Source organism: Myroides odoratimimus (genome assembly GCF_001485415.1).
Lineage (GTDB): Bacteria > Bacteroidota > Bacteroidia > Flavobacteriales > Flavobacteriaceae > Flavobacterium > Flavobacterium odoratimimum.
The window spans coordinates 109,288-124,911 of record NZ_BCMQ01000004.1; the positions used below are offsets into that span (position 1 = coordinate 109,288).

General features: G+C 34.2%; 18 protein-coding genes and 4 tRNA genes. 11 read left to right on the forward strand and 11 right to left on the reverse strand.

The features are described 5' to 3' along the window. Positions 1-278 precede the first annotated feature (278 nt). The gene (locus MODO_RS05245; RefSeq protein ID WP_006261364.1) at positions 279-1,400 is read left to right on the forward strand and encodes a retropepsin-like aspartic protease; all 1,122 of its coding nucleotides are present in this window, start codon (positions 279-281) and stop codon (positions 1,398-1,400) included. A gap of 312 nt (positions 1,401-1,712) precedes the next feature. Here MODO_RS05245 and MODO_RS05250 read toward each other — a convergent pair. The 6 genes from MODO_RS05250 to MODO_RS05275 all read right to left on the reverse strand — a co-directional run bounded on the left by MODO_RS05250 (position 1,713) and on the right by MODO_RS05275 (position 3,716). Next, positions 1,713-1,793 (reverse strand) — tRNA-Tyr (locus tag MODO_RS05250). Between the two features lie 44 nt (positions 1,794-1,837). Next, positions 1,838-1,918, reverse strand: a tRNA-Tyr gene (locus MODO_RS05255). A 51-nt stretch (positions 1,919-1,969) separates the two neighbouring features. Further along, a tRNA-Tyr gene (locus tag MODO_RS05260) sits at positions 1,970-2,050 on the reverse strand. 49 nt (positions 2,051-2,099) lie between these two features. Then, a tRNA-Tyr gene (locus MODO_RS05265) sits at positions 2,100-2,183 on the reverse strand. Between the two features lie 150 nt (positions 2,184-2,333). Further along, positions 2,334-3,152: a 3-deoxy-8-phosphooctulonate synthase gene (kdsA, locus tag MODO_RS05270; protein WP_006261362.1), complete on the reverse strand. Its 819-nt coding sequence runs from the start codon at positions 3,150-3,152 to the stop codon at positions 2,334-2,336. Positions 3,153-3,161: 9 nt separating this feature from the next. Continuing rightward, a complete protein-coding gene (locus tag MODO_RS05275) occupies positions 3,162-3,716 on the reverse strand; it encodes a DUF4199 domain-containing protein (protein ID WP_006261361.1) in 555 nt (184 codons plus the stop codon). 170 nt (positions 3,717-3,886) lie between these two features. Here MODO_RS05275 and MODO_RS05280 point away from each other — a divergent pair, with 170 nt between their 5' ends. The 3 genes from MODO_RS05280 to MODO_RS05290 are packed head-to-tail and all read left to right on the forward strand — an operon-like array spanning position 3,887 to position 7,422. Next, complete coding sequence (locus tag MODO_RS05280; protein ID WP_006261360.1) at positions 3,887-4,375, forward strand: SixA phosphatase family protein; 489 nt, start codon at positions 3,887-3,889, stop codon at positions 4,373-4,375. Then, complete coding sequence (gene ppk1 / locus MODO_RS05285) at positions 4,375-6,486, forward strand: polyphosphate kinase 1 (protein ID WP_006261359.1); 2,112 nt, start codon at positions 4,375-4,377, stop codon at positions 6,484-6,486. The genes MODO_RS05280 and ppk1 overlap by 1 nt, the downstream gene beginning before the upstream one ends. Positions 6,487-6,501: 15 nt before the next feature. Then, complete coding sequence (locus tag MODO_RS05290) at positions 6,502-7,422, forward strand: Ppx/GppA phosphatase family protein (protein WP_006261358.1); 921 nt, start codon at positions 6,502-6,504, stop codon at positions 7,420-7,422. Here MODO_RS05290 and MODO_RS05295 read toward each other — a convergent pair. Continuing rightward, positions 7,419-8,177: a TIGR02757 family protein gene (locus MODO_RS05295; RefSeq protein WP_059050948.1), complete on the reverse strand. Its 759-nt coding sequence runs from the start codon at positions 8,175-8,177 to the stop codon at positions 7,419-7,421. The two genes, MODO_RS05290 and MODO_RS05295, sit on opposite strands and share 4 nt — an antisense overlap. After that, positions 8,170-8,850: an ABC transporter ATP-binding protein gene (locus MODO_RS05300; RefSeq protein ID WP_006260029.1), complete on the reverse strand. Its 681-nt coding sequence runs from the start codon at positions 8,848-8,850 to the stop codon at positions 8,170-8,172. The genes MODO_RS05295 and MODO_RS05300 overlap by 8 nt, the downstream gene beginning before the upstream one ends. 186 nt (positions 8,851-9,036) lie before the next feature. Here MODO_RS05300 and msrA point away from each other — a divergent pair, with 186 nt between their 5' ends. The 3 genes from msrA to MODO_RS05315 all read left to right on the forward strand — a co-directional run bounded on the left by msrA (position 9,037) and on the right by MODO_RS05315 (position 10,401). Then, the gene (msrA, locus tag MODO_RS05305) at positions 9,037-9,582 is read left to right on the forward strand and encodes a peptide-methionine (S)-S-oxide reductase MsrA (protein ID WP_006261356.1); all 546 of its coding nucleotides are present in this window, start codon (positions 9,037-9,039) and stop codon (positions 9,580-9,582) included. Positions 9,583-9,587: 5 nt separating this feature from the next. After that, positions 9,588-9,866, forward strand: coding sequence for a hypothetical protein (locus MODO_RS05310; protein WP_006261355.1), 279 nt, complete (start codon positions 9,588-9,590; stop codon positions 9,864-9,866). 109 nt (positions 9,867-9,975) lie between these two features. Continuing rightward, a complete protein-coding gene (locus MODO_RS05315; protein WP_006261354.1) occupies positions 9,976-10,401 on the forward strand; it encodes a hypothetical protein in 426 nt (141 codons plus the stop codon). 44 nt (positions 10,402-10,445) lie between these two features. On the opposite strand, the gene MODO_RS05320 is transcribed toward MODO_RS05315, so the two are convergent. The 3 genes from MODO_RS05320 to MODO_RS05330 form a co-directional block, all read right to left on the reverse strand. Then, entirely contained in the window at positions 10,446-10,982 is a 537-nt protein-coding gene (locus tag MODO_RS05320) for a DMP19 family protein (protein WP_006261353.1), read from the reverse strand. 68 nt (positions 10,983-11,050) lie between these two features. Beyond that, positions 11,051-12,115, reverse strand: coding sequence for a nucleoid-associated protein (locus MODO_RS05325; protein WP_006261352.1), 1,065 nt, complete (start codon positions 12,113-12,115; stop codon positions 11,051-11,053). Between the two features lie 69 nt (positions 12,116-12,184). Beyond that, positions 12,185-12,733, reverse strand: a complete 549-nt coding sequence (locus MODO_RS05330) for an IS1096 element passenger TnpR family protein (protein ID WP_006261351.1) — start codon at positions 12,731-12,733, stop codon at positions 12,185-12,187. A gap of 234 nt (positions 12,734-12,967) precedes the next feature. Here MODO_RS05330 and MODO_RS19440 point away from each other — a divergent pair, with 234 nt between their 5' ends. The 4 genes from MODO_RS19440 to MODO_RS05345 are packed head-to-tail and all read left to right on the forward strand — an operon-like array spanning position 12,968 to position 15,588. Then, positions 12,968-13,126: a hypothetical protein gene (locus tag MODO_RS19440; RefSeq protein WP_006260037.1), complete on the forward strand. Its 159-nt coding sequence runs from the start codon at positions 12,968-12,970 to the stop codon at positions 13,124-13,126. Then, complete coding sequence (locus MODO_RS05335; RefSeq protein WP_006261350.1) at positions 13,110-14,465, forward strand: 2TM domain-containing protein; 1,356 nt, start codon at positions 13,110-13,112, stop codon at positions 14,463-14,465. Before MODO_RS19440 ends, MODO_RS05335 begins: the two co-directional genes overlap by 17 nt. Before the next feature lie 6 nt (positions 14,466-14,471). After that, positions 14,472-14,834 carry a hypothetical protein gene (locus tag MODO_RS05340; RefSeq protein ID WP_006261349.1) on the forward strand — a complete coding sequence of 121 codons (363 nt, stop codon included), beginning with the start codon at positions 14,472-14,474 and terminating at the stop codon, positions 14,832-14,834. Further along, positions 14,827-15,588: a LytR/AlgR family response regulator transcription factor gene (locus MODO_RS05345; RefSeq protein ID WP_006261348.1), complete on the forward strand. Its 762-nt coding sequence runs from the start codon at positions 14,827-14,829 to the stop codon at positions 15,586-15,588. The genes MODO_RS05340 and MODO_RS05345 overlap by 8 nt, the downstream gene beginning before the upstream one ends. The last annotated feature ends 36 nt before the right edge of the window (positions 15,589-15,624 follow it).

Genomic DNA, 15,624 nt, shown 5'->3' on the forward strand with positions numbered 1-15,624 from the left:
TTGATAAGTATAGTTGATGCTTATTCATAATGAGTTTATATAAGATATATTGGTTGTGTAAGTGTTTGAATAAAAGGAAGATGTGTGTGTTGGCGAAATTAGGGTATTGTAGTCATTAGTTTAATTAGGTCAATAGACATCTTAAGGAATAGGAAACTTTTGTGAGTTGTATTTGTATCTAGTTAGCTTTGTTTGTTAAAAAGCATACGCATTAATCATAATTATCGAAAAGGAATTGATAAAATATCTAACTTAGGGTATTAATCAATTTATATTATATGAAAGCTTTAAAACTGATTTTATTCTTCTTTTTAGTGTCTATAGTGGGCTATGCACAGACTATTCGTTTGCCTTATGACGATGAGTCTGGTTGGATGCTCGTAGATTTAAAGGTTAATGATAAGCCGATGAAGTTCTTATTTGACACAGGGTGGGATGGATTGTCTATTAGAAGCAGTTTGCTTTCAGAATTCTATCATGGAGAACATGTAGCAGCAGTCGATGTTAATAATGTTGTACAAGCAGTTCAGACCATATATGTAGATAGTCTAAAGGTAGGAAATCATACTTTTTACCATTTGCCATTTACTGACTTTGAAAGCTTTCCGATGGTTAATGATCCTATCTTTAGTTGTTATAAAATCGATGGTATCCTAGGGAATGTTATCTATAAGGATAAAATATTAGAAATAGATCCTATTAAAAAGGAAATTGTATTACATGATTTGTCACCAGAGCTAGTGAATACTATATTGACTAATGATTTTATTCCTGTTGATGCTTATCCTACGGAGCAAAAAAGTAGAATTATGGTTCCAGTAGAAATGGGTGGTAGTGTGAAAAGACTGTTCTTATTGGATACAGGAGATAATGGATACCTAACTATGACAGCAGATAGAGGTGTGATCGCTTACTTGAGAACCTTAAAGTTTAATTCGTACATCAGTGTAGGGAGTATAGGAGCCTTCGGTATGAATGAAATAGTGAATCGTACACTGATCACGCAAGAAGCTAAGATTAAATTGGGAAAAATAGCCTTAAATAATGAAGAGGTTACATTTAATATGAATGACAATACCTATCAGATGGGAGTGGAGTTTATAAAACAGTTTCATTTGTATTATTTACCTTCTTTAAATCTAGTTTATCTTAAAAAGGTAAAGGAAAGTAATGTAGTCTCTAATTTAGAGAAGATAGGATACGGTATTGCTTATATAGATGGGCAATATATGGTGGCTGCTATTCATGAGCGTGAGAATGTAGTGCGATTAGGAGACGTAGTGCTATCGATAGATGGTATTCCTATGGAGAAGTTATGTCACTATAGAAAGTATCTTCAACAGCACAAAGGGCAACCGAAGTTAGAAGTAATGAGAGAAGGTAAGAAGATTACTTTATAGGTAATTATAGTATAAACAAAAGCGATAATAGGTTGTGTCTCTATTATCGCTTTTTTTATGCCTATAGATTAGAGAATATAGAAAGTGTAATGGGTGTCTCCTATTTAATTATGGAGTGTATAAATAAGATGCTAGAGGAATGCTAGGGGTGTTCTAGCACATTCCTTCGAGAAAACACCTTTCTAGGCTAGGAAACTCCAAGGAAAGTGCAAGTAATCTGCAAGAATCAGCAAGGTACACGATAAAGGAATAAATAGAGTAGGGAAGGTATATAAACAAAAAAAGCGACCTACTGGTCGCTTTTTTAACTAGTGGGGAGAGCAGGATTCGAACCTGCGAAGGTTTCCCAACGGATTTACAGTCCGTCCTCGTTGGCCGCTTGAGTATCTCCCCTCCTAAGAGGTAACCTAGATAATGTATTGTATAAAAAGTCTTCGTGGGGAGAGCAGGATTCGAACCTGCGAAGGTTTCCCAACGGATTTACAGTCCGTCCTCGTTGGCCGCTTGAGTATCTCCCCTCCTAAAAGGTTTGTTAGACTATATTTTTATACAATAGATAAGACTTTTTGTGGGGAGAGCAGGATTCGAACCTGCGAAGGTTTCCCAACGGATTTACAGTCCGTCCTCGTTGGCCGCTTGAGTATCTCCCCTCCTAAAAGGTTTGTTTATCTAGGTAATATTTTTTTGTTAATGAACGTTTGGTGGGGAGAGCAGGATTCGAACCTGCGAAGGTTTCCCAACGGATTTACAGTCCGTCCTCGTTGGCCGCTTGAGTATCTCCCCTAAGCTTTTGCTTATCTTGTTTGTTTAGAACGGTGCAAATATAGGGCTGTTTTCTTAATCTGCAAGACTTGCAAGGCTTTTTTTTCTTCTTTTTTTTACCGAAATTATCTAACTGATTGGTTATAAAAAAAGTAGTGTTGAAAATATTTTTTAAAATTTATTGATTGTTTGTTTAATGTCAACCAATTTCTTCATCAAATCTTCAAAGTAATCTAAGTGTAGCATGTTCGCTCCATCACTTTTTGCATTCGCTGGATCGAAGTGTGTTTCTAAGAATAGTCCATCTACACCTACAGCGATACCTGCTTTAGCAATAGTTCCGATTAGATCAGGACGTCCTCCTGTCACTCCAGACGATTGGTTTGGCTGTTGTAGCGAGTGCGTGATGTCTAATACTGTAGTAGCATACTGTTGCATTGTAGGGATTCCTCTATAATCTACAATCATATCTTGGTATCCGAACATCGTACCTCTATCTGTCACCATTACGCTTTCGTTATTACAGTCTAATACTTTCTGTACAGCGTGCTTCATACTCTCAGGACTCATAAACTGTCCTTTCTTCAGGTTTACCACCTTACCTGTATTCGCGGCAGCTACTACTAGATCTGTCTGTCTTACTAAGAAAGCTGGGATCTGTAAGATGTCTACGTACTCAGCAGCCATAGCAGCGTCAGAGTTCTCATGAATATCTGTTACAGTAGGTACGCCAAACTCTTTTCCTACTTTTTGTAAGATTTTAAGTGCTTTTTCATCACCTATACCTGTGAAGCTATCTATACGTGATCTGTTTGCTTTCTTAAAAGAACCTTTAAATACATAAGGAATCTTTAGTTTGTCAGTTACTGTTACGATATGCTCTGCGATACGCATAGCCATTTCTTCACCTTCGATAGCACAAGGCCCAGCTAATAAAAAGAAGTTATCAGCCTCAAGGTTTTTAATTAGGGGGATATTATTTAAATTCATAAAATTCGATTATTTATTATTTTTTCGTTTGTTGTTCTTCTTTTGCTTGTTATTTTTATTCTCTGTTATCACAGGCTTTGCTATGTTTTTAGACTGTATAAAGTACGAAATAATCGCGATAAATACAACTCCAAAAGACAGATTATTTGTTACACCATTTCTTAAGAAAATATCGAAAGTAGCATTCTTAGTTGCTTCTTCTAAAGACATGCTAGTCTGTGTAGCTAGTGCCTCCTGTAAGGTAGCCATAAAGTTAGGGCTAACTTGGTTAAACGTAATGTACTGTATAATCGGGAAGAAGAATGTAATCATGATACAGATTACTAGTCCAGATAAGAAAGCACGTTGCCAAGAAACAACACCGTTATAGAATTCGCGTTTCTTCTGTCTTATTCCCAACCAATAAAAGATAATCAACACAAGGTTAAAAAGTAGTTCAAAACCGACCTCATATCTAATCTTTTCTAAGTCGTGAAAACCAAGAGATTTGACAATAAACATCCAAAGTAAAGCTGCTAACGTAGCATAAGAAGCCCATTTAAATTCTATAGAGAAATTTCTCATTATTCTATTTTATAATTAAAGAATCAAAAGTAAAGTTTTTATTTTATAGCTTAAAATTTATTTTATATTGATATTTTTTATTAGATTTAGATATGTTTGTATAATTCTTGGCAAGGATTGTGACGCATAAATTTAAAAAATACAATAAACCACCCGTAAATAAAACTATTATGAAAAAACTAATCCTTATTAGACATGCAAAATCATGCTGGAACGCTATAACAGATGATTTGTCACGCCCAATATCGACCAAAGGAGTTGCTGATGCTCACTTAGTATCGCATACTTTAATGGGGCATTTACCTGCTAAAGTTATTGTATGGAGTAGCCCTGCAAAAAGAGCTAGTGAGACGGCTAAAATATTCTGTCAGAATATGGATATTAACTTAGACTATATTATTTATAATCCCGAAGTATATACTTTCGAACGGTCAGGATTAATAAAAGCGATAAAAAAATGTAAAAATGAGCATGATACCCTAATTCTTTTCGGGCATAATGAGGCAATAACAAAATTTGTTAATAAATTTGGTAGCGAAACCTATGAAAATGTACCCACATCAGGCGTTGTAATCATTAACTTTGATACCAATGACTGGGGAGAGATAGAAAAGGGGACAACTGAATTAACTATTTTCCCAAGAGACTTAAAGAAATAATGAATAATAATAACACAACAAAATACAAGTATATCGACCGCGAGAAAAGCTGGTTGTCATTTAATGAAAGAGTACTTCAAGAAGCTGGTGATGAAACAGTCCCTTTATTAGAAAGACTGAGATTCATCGGTATATTCTCAAATAATTTGGATGAGTTTTTCAGAGTTCGTTATGCCACTATACGTAGAATGACATTGACAGGGGAGAGTAATCGAAGACTGGGAAGTGGAGTTATTGTAAAAGATCTATTGGCTCAAATTACAGAGAGAGTTATTCAACTTCAAAAAGAAAGTGTACGTATCTTACATGATGTAGAGCGCAAACTAGAAGATGAAGGAATCTTTATGGTCAATGAGAAAGAGATCAGTGAGAAACAACAAGCCTTTGTCAAAGACTTTTTCTTGCATCAAGTATCTCCTGACTTAGTGACTATTATCCTAAGTGATTTGGCTGAGTTCCCTCTTCTAAGGGATACGCATGGGTACTTAGTTGTGAAGTTAGAAGTAGACGAAAAGCTGGTAGAGAAGCACTGTACTAATAAACAAAGACGTGATAATAGCTCGGTTCGCTATGCTATTATCGAGATTCCGAATATTATTAATCGATTCGTAGAAGTACCTTCTGAGGATCCAGGCAAGAAATATATCATGATGTTAGACGATATCATCAGATATAACCTAGATTCTATCTTTAATATCTTTGATCTAAAAGCAGAATCTGCTTATATGATTAAAGTAACACGTGATGCGGAGCTAGATTTCGATACAGATTTACACAAATCTTTTGTAGAGAAGATTTCCAGTGGAGTACGCGATAGAAAGCAAGGGGCTATTGTGCGTTTCGTTTACGATCAGGAGATGGATGATGAGCTGTTAGATTTCTTATTAGAGAACGTAGAGATTGAGCTTAACGATAGTATTATTCCCTCTGGAAGATATCATAATAGACGTGATTATATGGGCTTCCCGACTACAGGGAGAGTGGATCTTACCTATCCAAAACAGATACCAGTAGCTGTTAAGGGATTAAGCCTTGAGGATAGTATTATTCAGCAGATACAGAAGCGTGATTATATGATCTACACTCCTTATCAGTCTTATTCATATTTAGTTAAGTTCTTGCGTGAAGCGGCTTTAGATCCACAAGTATTGTCTATTAAGATAACTCTGTATCGACTAGCTAAAAATTCACAGATTATTAGCTCTCTTATTAATGCTGTAAAGAATGGTAAGAAGGTAATCGCTCAAGTGGAATTGCAAGCGCGTTTCGACGAAGCGAGTAATATTTATTACTCTGAATTAATGCAGGCAGAAGGAGTTCAGTTAATATTCGGAGTGAAAGGACTGAAAGTACACAGCAAAATCTGTGTAGTAGAGCGTCTGGAAAATAAAAAGGTAAAACGTTACGGATTTGTCTCAACAGGTAACTTTAATGAGAGTACAGCTAAGGTATATACAGATGTGACTGTATTTACTAGCCATAATTCGCTAATGAAGGATGTGTCTAAGGTATTTGAGTTTCTTCAAGTGAACTATCGTGTACATCGTTACAAGCATTTATTAGTATCTCCACACTATACGCGTAAAGGGTTTTATAAGTTGATAGAAAGAGAGATTAAGAATGCTAAGAATGGATTGCCTGCTTATATTCGCTTAAAGATGAATAGCTTATCAGATCTGAAGATGATCGATAAACTATATGAAGCGAGTAATGCAGGAGTTAAAATACAGTTGATCATTAGAGGAATCTGTTCGCTTATACCTGGAGTACCTGGTATGAGTGAGAATATAGAAGCGATCAGTATTGTAGACCGTTTCTTAGAGCACTCTAGAGTTTATATTTTTGGGAATAATGACAACCCTGAGGTGTTTATCTCTTCAGCGGACTTTATGACTCGAAATTTAGATGAAAGGGTAGAGGTGACTTGTCCTATCTATGATGATTTAGTAAAACAAGAGTTGATCGATACATTCGATATCGGGTGGAAAGGAAACTATAAGACGAGATATCAGACAGCAGACTTGTCTAATAAGTATAGAGGATATACGGCTGAAAATATGTTTCATGCTCAGCAAGAAATGTATAAGTATTATCAAAATAAGTTAAAGTAAAAGAAGAAATTATATATGCTAAAAATAAAGAAGTATGCTGCTATAGATATAGGTTCTAACGCCATGAGACTGTTGATTATGAATATCATCGAGGAGGAGGAGGGAAGAGAGACTATATTTAGTAAGAGTTCATTAATACGTGTGCCTATTCGATTAGGACAAGATGTTTTCACTACAGGAAAGGTATCTCCTGAGGCGGAAGACCGTATGGTGGATGCAATGAAGGCGTTCTTTTTATTAATGAAGGTAAATAAGGTAGATCGATTTATGGCATGTGCTACTAGTGCCATGCGAGAAGCTACTAATGCTACATCTATCGTGGATAGAGTGTATAAAGAATCTGGAATAAAGATCAGTATCATAGATGGTAAAAAAGAGGCTATGATTATCGCTTCTTCTGATCTAAAACATTTTATTAATAGCAGTAATAGTATTCTGTATATAGATGTGGGGGGAGGTAGTACAGAGTTTACGTTGTTCTCTAACGGAAAACAATTGAACTCTAGATCGTTTAAAAATGGTACTGTACGTCTATTAAACAATATGGTAGAACCTCAGGTATGGACAGATATAGAGCAGTGGATCAAGGAAGAGACTAAGGAGTTAAAAGACTTAATCGTCATCGGTAGTGGTGGGAATATCAATAAGATCTTTAAAATGTCTGGTAAGACGCAAGATAAGCCTCTTACTTACTTCTATCTACACAAACAATTACTACGACTAAGTAAGATGTCTTATGAGGATAGAATCTCTTTGTTAGGATTGAACCCAGATCGTGCTGACGTTATTATACCTGCTATAAACATCTATAATAACGCCATGAAATGGAGTGGTGCTAAATACATCTATGTTCCTAAAATAGGGGTGTCTGATGGTATCGTAAAAGCACTTTATTACAATAAAGTAAAACTTGATTATCAAGTCATAGAGTATTAAAACTTCTCAATTGCTCCTAGTCCAAATAGGGCAAAGTCATATTTGACAGGGTCTATAGGATCGAAACGACGCAAAGCCACATCTAGTTCAGCTAGTGCCTTTGCGTCATTTTGTTTTCGCTTTAGGATACCTAGCTTTCTAGCCATATTACCAGAGTGTACGTCTAATGGACAAGATAAATCAGCTGTACTGATTTGTTTCCATATTCCTAGATCTACTCCTTTATGATCATCCCTGACCATCCAGCGCAGGTACATATTGATTCGTTTCGCAGCAGATCCTTTGAGCGGGTCAGAGATATGCTTCTGTGTACGCGACTGATGTTCTGTCTCGAAGAATAGTTTTTTGAAGTTAGAAATTCTCTCTTGCATATTCATTTGTTGATTTGCAAAGACATTTTCTAGTCCATTGTGGTTGCTATAAATATGTTTAAGCCCTTTTATAAAAGTTGCAAAATCTACACCATTGAAAGTTCTGTGCACAAAGCTGTCTAAACTCTCTAAGTGGTCATCATGATGCTCCATCACGAAGTCATAAGGAGAATTTCCCATGAGCTCCATCATGCGATGTGCATTCTTAATAATCATCTTTCTATTTCCCCATGCAATAGTAGCACTTAAGAACCCTGCTATTTCTATATCTTCTTTTAGTGTATATAGATGAGGGATTTGTATAGGATCGTCCTGAATAAAAGTAGGGTTGTTATAAAGAATTACCTTTTCATCAAGGAACTCCTTAAGTTCTGCTTTAGTCATGTAAGTTTTGTTTTTGTTTAATTTGACCATCTACCATGGTTAATTTGCGATCAGCCATATTCGCTAGTTCTTCATTATGCGTAACAATGACGAATGTCTGTCCTAATTCATCTCTTAGTTTAAAGAATAACTTATGTAAGTTTTCTGCCGAGTGTGTGTCTAGGTTACCTGATGGCTCATCAGCAAAAATAACAAGAGGTTTATTGATTAGCGCTCTAGCTACAGCTACACGTTGCTGTTCTCCTCCTGATAGTTCAGATGGGAAGTGATGTATACGGTGAGATAGTCCTAAGTATTCTAATAAACGAATAGCTTCCTTCTCTGTCTCCTGTTTGTTTTTATTAGCAATAAAAGCTGGGATACACACATTCTCTAAAGCCGTAAACTCAGGTAGTAACTGGTGAAACTGAAAGATAAAGCCAAGGTGTAAGTTTCTAAATTTAGATATTTCTTTGTCTTTAAGACCTAGAATATCTTGACCGTTTATAGAAAGAGTGGTTTGACTTTCTATAGAGGGCTTGTCTAATGTTCCTAGTATCTGAAGTAAGGTTGTCTTACCAGCTCCAGATGCTCCTACAATAGAAACAATCTCTCCTTTTTTTATATGTAGATCTACTCCTTTTAAAACCTCAAGTTTATCGTAGTATTTATGAATATTAGTCGCTCTGATCATTTACTTAATTTTAGAAATACAAAGTAACGCTTTTTACCTATTTTAAAAACCTAAAAATGATTAAAAGACGAGTAATATATTTTTAAAATAAAAAAGTATCTTTATACAGACGATGTATATAAGTCTAATATGACTTATGACTAGCTAGATAAAACAATTAACGAATAGAAAATAGAAAGTAAGACAATGGAAAATAATAAATTAGAAACGGCAATATTCGGAGCAGGATGTTTTTGGTGTATTGAAGCTATCTATAAAAGCTTAAAAGGGGTAGAAGAGGTGCTTCCAGGATATATCGGAGGAAAAAAAGAAAACCCTACCTATGAAGAGGTGTGTACAGGAGAAACTGGCCATGCAGAGGTAGTAAAGCTAGTGTATAATCCCGCAGCGATTAATTATAACGAATTATTAGAGGTGTTCTTTACGAGTCATAATCCAACTACTTTAAATAGACAAGGAGAAGATGTAGGGACACAGTATAGAAGTGAGATATTCTACACGACAGAAGCTCAGAAAGCTGCCGCTAAAGAGTATTTAGATATCTTGAATAGTGAAAAAGTATATGATGATCCTATCGTAACTAAAATATCAGAAGCGACGAAATTCTATGTGGCAGAGGATTATCACAAGAATTATTTTGAGAAGAGTGGAGATAAGAACCCTTATTGTCAGTTAGTGGTAAAGCCTAAATTAGACAAGTTTAAAGCAAAGTACAATACGAAGCTTAAATAATATAAATGATTACGAATAATAAAATTAAATATAGACAGCTTTTTATAGGGATATTTATGGACCTTATAGGGTACTTATCCTATGCTATACCTGGAATAGGAGAGATAGCTGATCTGGTGTGGGCACCAGTGTCAGCCTACATTCTAGCTAAGATGTATCCTGGTAAAGTAGGTAAGGTAGCAGCTGTGGTTAACTTCATCGAAGAGCTGTCTCCTGGACTTGATTTTATACCCACATATACTATAACTTGGTTTTATACATATTTTGGTAAAAAACAAGAATAGTTAATTCTTTGCAGGTAATTTGTGTAAATCATTATTATTTATTAAATTTATGTAAAATAAAAAGATCAGGAGAGTTTTAGAATTTAACAATTAATTAAAAGTATTTCTTATGAGAAAAGTTTTTACACTATTATTCGCAGCGTTAGTTTTTATGTCTTGTACCAATGCAAAAAAAAGTAGAGAATTGGGGGATCAACAAGCTGGTGAGAAAGTTATAGGATGGTATTATTACAACGTTAAACAAGGGTTATACGATTCTATTCCCAACTTAGTAGATGATGACTTCTTCAATAGCGACCAAAAAGCAAAACTTGTAGAAGACTTAAAAGCTAAAAAAGAGAAGTTTGGTAAGTTAGATAGCTTTACAATGGATAAATGGGAGATGACTGATAGAGATAAAAAAGCGAAGACTAAAGATTTCTATTTTGAGTACAAAGTAAAATATGAAAATGAACCACAAACAATTACAGAGAAGATTTACCTAAGTCAAGAAGGTAATGATCTTAAGATTTCAAAGTTCGAATTCAGTAAATAATACAAAAAGAAAGCTCCTCACATTGAGGAGCTTTTTTATGCTTACTATTCTGAATCTGAATCAAGAAAGTCTGTAATAATGCTTTGCATTTCTTCTAAGCTTACAACTTTTAGATCAGGGTGTGTTTTTAGCCACGAAGAGTTAAGTGCTCTTAAATCTTCTGTAATTTCTTTAAACGAGTTGTCTTCTAGTAGAGAAGTTGTTTCTTTCTCTTTACCTAATTCTGAGTCAAAGAATTTCTTTAGCTTGATATTGCTAAATGCTTTTACTCTTCGCATTTGTTTTTCGAAGTAGTCTAAGTGTTCTTTTGCTTCCATAGCGGTAAGCCCAGCATGGATAATCTCTACTAGGTCTAGATCCCATTTACTTTTCCAAATAAAAGCAGCTAGTCCTTCTGTCTCTAATATGTTTAGATAATAATCTACACAGTAACTAGCAAAAGCATCAGGATGCAATTCGTCATCACCTACTTCGGAGTTACGTAAGTAATTTACTACAGAGATATTAGAGTTGATAATGTCTAACGGATTCTCACTGCTAAATGTGTTCTCTGATATTAAGATATAGTTGAATTCTCTCATATTATAAGGTATTAGGTATAAAAAAAAGCGATTCCAAATCAGTGTGGAATCGCCTTAATTATCTTTAATTAAGATTTTTGCTCTTTGTTAAAGTAAACTAAGTAGTAATACATTTGTTTCTCCTCGTCCCATCCTTTTTCTACGAATTTATCAGCGCTATCAGGGTTGATAAAATCAAGTTTAATCTGGATGTTAGTATCAAGGTTGATTACATTCTTCAGTTTCTTTCTAGCATCAGACACTGCATTATTTGCAATAGGGAAAGATGTAGTATCCTCTATACTGTATTTTTCTCCTTTGTCCACTTTGTAGTTTTTAAACTCAGCAGCTAAATCAGGATTGTCTATTACTTCGTTTAAGAAATTCGTTTCTTCAAATTCGTCATTTTTAGCAAAGTAATTCACAGAGCGGTTCATGAACATCACCTCTTCTTTTTTATCTTCAGCAGGAAGCACTACATCTTTAGCGAAGTCTTGACAGAACTTAAGGTATTTCTTCGTCATAAATGCTTCATCTTGGAAGATATCTACATTTAAGAAATGCTCTAACCAATAGCGTGCATCATATTTATTACTGTCAATCGTTAAGATTTTATACCCTTCTTCTTTTTTATAGTTGAAGATAATACATCCTTTATCTAATTTGTTTAAGTTGATTCCTTGTAGAAGAAGCATTTCTAGATTAGAATCTTTTTCTTGTAATTGTAAGAAATCAGTTTTAAGCTCACTCTTAAAGATACCAATCGCATCTACAACATTATTATCAATAGATAAGTTTGTTAAGTAAGTAACATAAACTTCTCCATTCTTAATATGTGGATGGTTAGATTGCTCATATAGGTGACGTGTGATTTTTTTAGCAACTTCTTGTACGTTATCTGCTGAAGGAGCATTAAAAATCTCATTGGCAAAGTTGTACATTTCGTTGAATTCTAAATCAACATCATGAGCGAATTGGTAATAACTTTCTTCTTTTTCGCGGAACGGTTTAAAGAAATACTCTTTTAATAAAGGAGCTATTTCATCGTTTAAATTATAAGGTTCTGCAGATAAGAAGATAGCTTCATTTCTACTTTTATTCCCAACTCTATGGATAGATAGAGTTTCAATGTGCGTATTAAATAAGTTGATCATAATGGCAATAATATATTAAGCAGTAGTATACCACTTAAATTATAAATTAAAAAATGAAATTAATAGTTATTAGTTCCAAGTGTCTTCGTAGCCGAAGTCTTCAAAACTATCATCTCCGTCGAACATATCGTAGTCTTCGTCATCGAAGTCATCGTCAAATTCTCCGAAAATATCTTCATTCGATACAGGGTTGGCTGTGAATGATTTGCCCGGCATACTATCTGGTAAGATACCATGAGAGAAAAGTAATTCTGGGTAGGCTGCACCAGGCTCTTCTTCTTCGATAGCTCCTAATTCAACGAAGAAAGTCCACATATTTAAAAAGTCATATACATATATGATTTTTGTGTTTTCTTCATCTAAGATAGAACTGATAGTAGTAGAGCTCATTGTTTTGTGTTCTCCAGGGGTATCTCCCATATCGAACAACGAAATTTCCTCTTCTAGTTGAGTCCATTGGTCATCACACGCATAAAAAGAAGCTGCCTCCATTCCGTCAAAACCAAAAGCATTAACGATAGCATTGTGTAAATCTTCTAATGAGTCATCTTCTAAAATAGCAATGTCTCTAAATATATCTTCCTCAGTATCAAGGATTACTCTGAACTTATAAACCATAACTTTTTTGTGGATTAGAAACGCAAATTTAAACTTATTATTCATTATTGAGGAATAAAACCCAGTCTTTTTACCTACATTTTAACGAAATAGCTACACCTAGTTGAGAGCCAGTTTTTTACTGTAAAACCAGGCTTTTTACAGTTCATCCCTTAAACTTGACAATTCGGTAGTCTTCTTTTTTTTAGTTGTAGGTTCTATTACATCTTTGCTTCAACAAAAAACACCAGAGATATGAAAATTATTATTGCCATTACCTTATTTTTGATAACATTCTTCTTATCTATGTTTGGAATAAACAGAACAGGAGATTCAAAAAGTGTTTTTCAAGAAAAACAACAGTTAATAAATGTAAAGACTAATCTTGTTTTAAAAGATGAAGCAAAAAAATAATATTGTAAAGATAGGAGCTGTATTACTGATAACATTTTTAATGTTTAGAAGGGTACTTAATCTTCATTACTTGGATATCTATTTATTTATATTCTACTTCAGTATACTTGTTTCGGCAGTACTGGGAGTTAATTATTATTTAAAGAAGAGCTATTTTGGTAGACTGAATATGTATCTAAGAGAGAATGAACGAAACATCGGATGGGCTACAGCGATTACTACGGCTATCAACTTTGTAGTAATACTCTGTGTTGCTATTCTTCTAAAGATGATTAATAGTTTCTTTGTAGAGGGAGGGCATATCGCTACTGTGTTTATGCATGGGGGCTTTAGGTCTGTTTTAAACTTCACTGTGTTTTATTCTATTCTATTAGCGATCTATTTTCATATTACTTTTTCTTCTTTAGTTAAAGACCAACAAATAGAAGAACAGAAAGTAATAACGGGTAATGTATCTGCTCAATTTGAAAGCCTTAAGAACCAGTTAGACCCTCACTTTTTGTTTAATAGCTTAAATGTATTAGGGGCATTAATAGAAGAGGATCAGGAGAAAGCAGTAGAGTTTAACCATTCCCTATCTAAGACCTACCGCTATATCTTAGATCAGAAGAATAAAGAATTAGTTCCTTTAGAAGAAGAGTTAGCCTTTGCGAAGACTTATATTGAGCTGTTACAGATGCGATTTGAAGATAGTCTAATATTTGAATTGCCTGAAAGGGTAAAACAAGAAGGTGCTAAAGTAGTTCCGTTGTCTTTACAGTTGTTATTAGAAAACGTGATTAAACACAATAAATCTTCTTCACAAAAGCCAATACATATTCTAATCAAAGAAAGTCCTGATGGGTATTTAATAATTCAAAATACATTGAATAAAAAACAGACTTTCGAAAGTAGAAAAGGAATCGGGTTAGAAAATATAGCCAGTAGATATGCGCTACTAACTTCTAAACCAGTATTTATAGAAGAATCAGAAGAATATTTTACAGTAAGAATACCAATACTAACTAAAATTATAGAACAGATGAGAATCATAGATGTACCTGAGAACGAACAAGAAATCTTAGTAGAAGCTAAGAAAAATGTAGAAAAAATAAAGAAGTTTTATGCTCATTTAACTACATTCATCATGGTCAATATTTTTTTAATGGTGATCAATATGATTACTAATCCAACTTTCCCATGGGCATTGATTCCTTTATTTGGATGGGGAATAGGCTTAGCTGCTGATGCGATGAGAACATTTAATTACAGTCTGTTTTTAGGTAGAGATTGGGAGGATAAGAAGATTAGGGAGTATATGGATAAGCATAATAATGGAGGTACACAAAAATGGAACTAACAGTATATGAAAGAGTCAACCATATCACCAGAAGCTTTAAGGAGCTATCAAAGACTTCAGAGAAAGCGTTATAACAGTTTAGTTTGTATTGGGATAGAGATTATTGTTTATATGGCAATTATTGCCTTTGTATTCTTTGCTAATTATTATCATTTTAGACGTGTACGAATACAAGTAGGGAATGATAACCCAATGAATGCATATTTACTTTTTTCTCTATTAATTCTATGCGCATTGGTCAGAGTTATTATTCTATACCTAGATAAGATACCTGTGTTATCTAAGCTGCAAGAGAGAATGGAGAAGAGAGAATTCGAAAGATTAAAAAAAACATATCAATACCAAGTAAGATTAAATCATCATGATTAGTATAGTTATTATTGAAGATGAAAAGCCTGCAGCGCGCTCGCTAGAGAGGAAGTTAGATAAGTTAGGTTATAGTTCTATGATAAACCTTTCTAGTGTCGAGGAGGCAGTACTGTGGTTTGGTTCTAATAAAGAGCCAGACCTCATCTTTTTAGATATTCAGTTGTCTGATGGTCTGTCTTTCGAGATATTCGAACAGGTAAAGATTAATAGTTCTATTATTTTTACAACGGCCTATGATGAGTATGCTTTAAGGGCATTTAAGTTGAATAGTATAGATTATTTACTTAAACCGATTGAAGAGAAAGAATTAAAACAAGCCATTGAAAAGTTTGAGAATAATCGATCTGTATTCTTTGGGTTTAATCAACAGTTAGATCTCTTTAAGCAATTTATGAATTCTAGTAATACAGTGGAGTATAAAGAGCGCTTTGTTGTAAAAGTTGGAACACAGATAAAAATAGTGATGCGCTCTGAGGTTGTCTGTTTCTATAGTGAGAATAAAGCCTCTTATGTACAGACGACAGAAGGACGTAATTATATTATCGATTACAGCCTTGAGGAATTAGAAAAGATGGTAGACCCAACAGATTTCTTTAGAATGAATAGGAAGTTTATTGTATCTATTAACAGTATTAAAGATATCTATGCCTATTCTAATTCTAGGTTAAAGCTAAATCTAATTAATCTAGAATCAGAAGAGTTAATCGTGAGTAGAGAGAAGGTAAATGATTTCAAAAAATGGATTGAGAAGTAAGAGTAACTTTTAAAAAACAAAGAAGACTAATAATAA

What these genes read in the sequence shown, in the direction of transcription:
- MODO_RS05245 (WP_006261364.1), top strand. Translation starts at nt 279, where the DNA reads ATGAAAGCTTTAAAACTGATTTTATTCTTCTTTTTAGTGTCTATAGTG.
- kdsA (WP_006261362.1), bottom strand. Translation starts at nt 3,152, where the DNA reads ATGAATTTAAATAATATCCCCCTAATTAAAAACCTTGAGGCTGATAAC.
- MODO_RS05275 (WP_006261361.1), bottom strand. Translation starts at nt 3,716, where the DNA reads ATGAGAAATTTCTCTATAGAATTTAAATGGGCTTCTTATGCTACGTTA.
- MODO_RS05280 (WP_006261360.1), top strand. Translation starts at nt 3,887, where the DNA reads ATGAAAAAACTAATCCTTATTAGACATGCAAAATCATGCTGGAACGCT.
- ppk1 (WP_006261359.1), top strand. Translation starts at nt 4,375, where the DNA reads ATGAATAATAATAACACAACAAAATACAAGTATATCGACCGCGAGAAA.
- MODO_RS05290 (WP_006261358.1), top strand. Translation starts at nt 6,502, where the DNA reads ATGCTAAAAATAAAGAAGTATGCTGCTATAGATATAGGTTCTAACGCC.
- MODO_RS05295 (WP_059050948.1), bottom strand. Translation starts at nt 8,177, where the DNA reads ATGACTAAAGCAGAACTTAAGGAGTTCCTTGATGAAAAGGTAATTCTT.
- MODO_RS05300 (WP_006260029.1), bottom strand. Translation starts at nt 8,850, where the DNA reads ATGATCAGAGCGACTAATATTCATAAATACTACGATAAACTTGAGGTT.
- msrA (WP_006261356.1), top strand. Translation starts at nt 9,037, where the DNA reads ATGGAAAATAATAAATTAGAAACGGCAATATTCGGAGCAGGATGTTTT.
- MODO_RS05310 (WP_006261355.1), top strand. Translation starts at nt 9,588, where the DNA reads ATGATTACGAATAATAAAATTAAATATAGACAGCTTTTTATAGGGATA.
- MODO_RS05315 (WP_006261354.1), top strand. Translation starts at nt 9,976, where the DNA reads ATGAGAAAAGTTTTTACACTATTATTCGCAGCGTTAGTTTTTATGTCT.
- MODO_RS05320 (WP_006261353.1), bottom strand. Translation starts at nt 10,982, where the DNA reads ATGAGAGAATTCAACTATATCTTAATATCAGAGAACACATTTAGCAGT.
- MODO_RS05325 (WP_006261352.1), bottom strand. Translation starts at nt 12,115, where the DNA reads ATGATCAACTTATTTAATACGCACATTGAAACTCTATCTATCCATAGA.
- MODO_RS05330 (WP_006261351.1), bottom strand. Translation starts at nt 12,733, where the DNA reads ATGGTTTATAAGTTCAGAGTAATCCTTGATACTGAGGAAGATATATTT.
- MODO_RS19440 (WP_006260037.1), top strand. Translation starts at nt 12,968, where the DNA reads ATGAAAATTATTATTGCCATTACCTTATTTTTGATAACATTCTTCTTA.
- MODO_RS05335 (WP_006261350.1), top strand. Translation starts at nt 13,110, where the DNA reads ATGAAGCAAAAAAATAATATTGTAAAGATAGGAGCTGTATTACTGATA.
- MODO_RS05340 (WP_006261349.1), top strand. Translation starts at nt 14,472, where the DNA reads ATGAAAGAGTCAACCATATCACCAGAAGCTTTAAGGAGCTATCAAAGA.
- MODO_RS05345 (WP_006261348.1), top strand. Translation starts at nt 14,827, where the DNA reads ATGATTAGTATAGTTATTATTGAAGATGAAAAGCCTGCAGCGCGCTCG.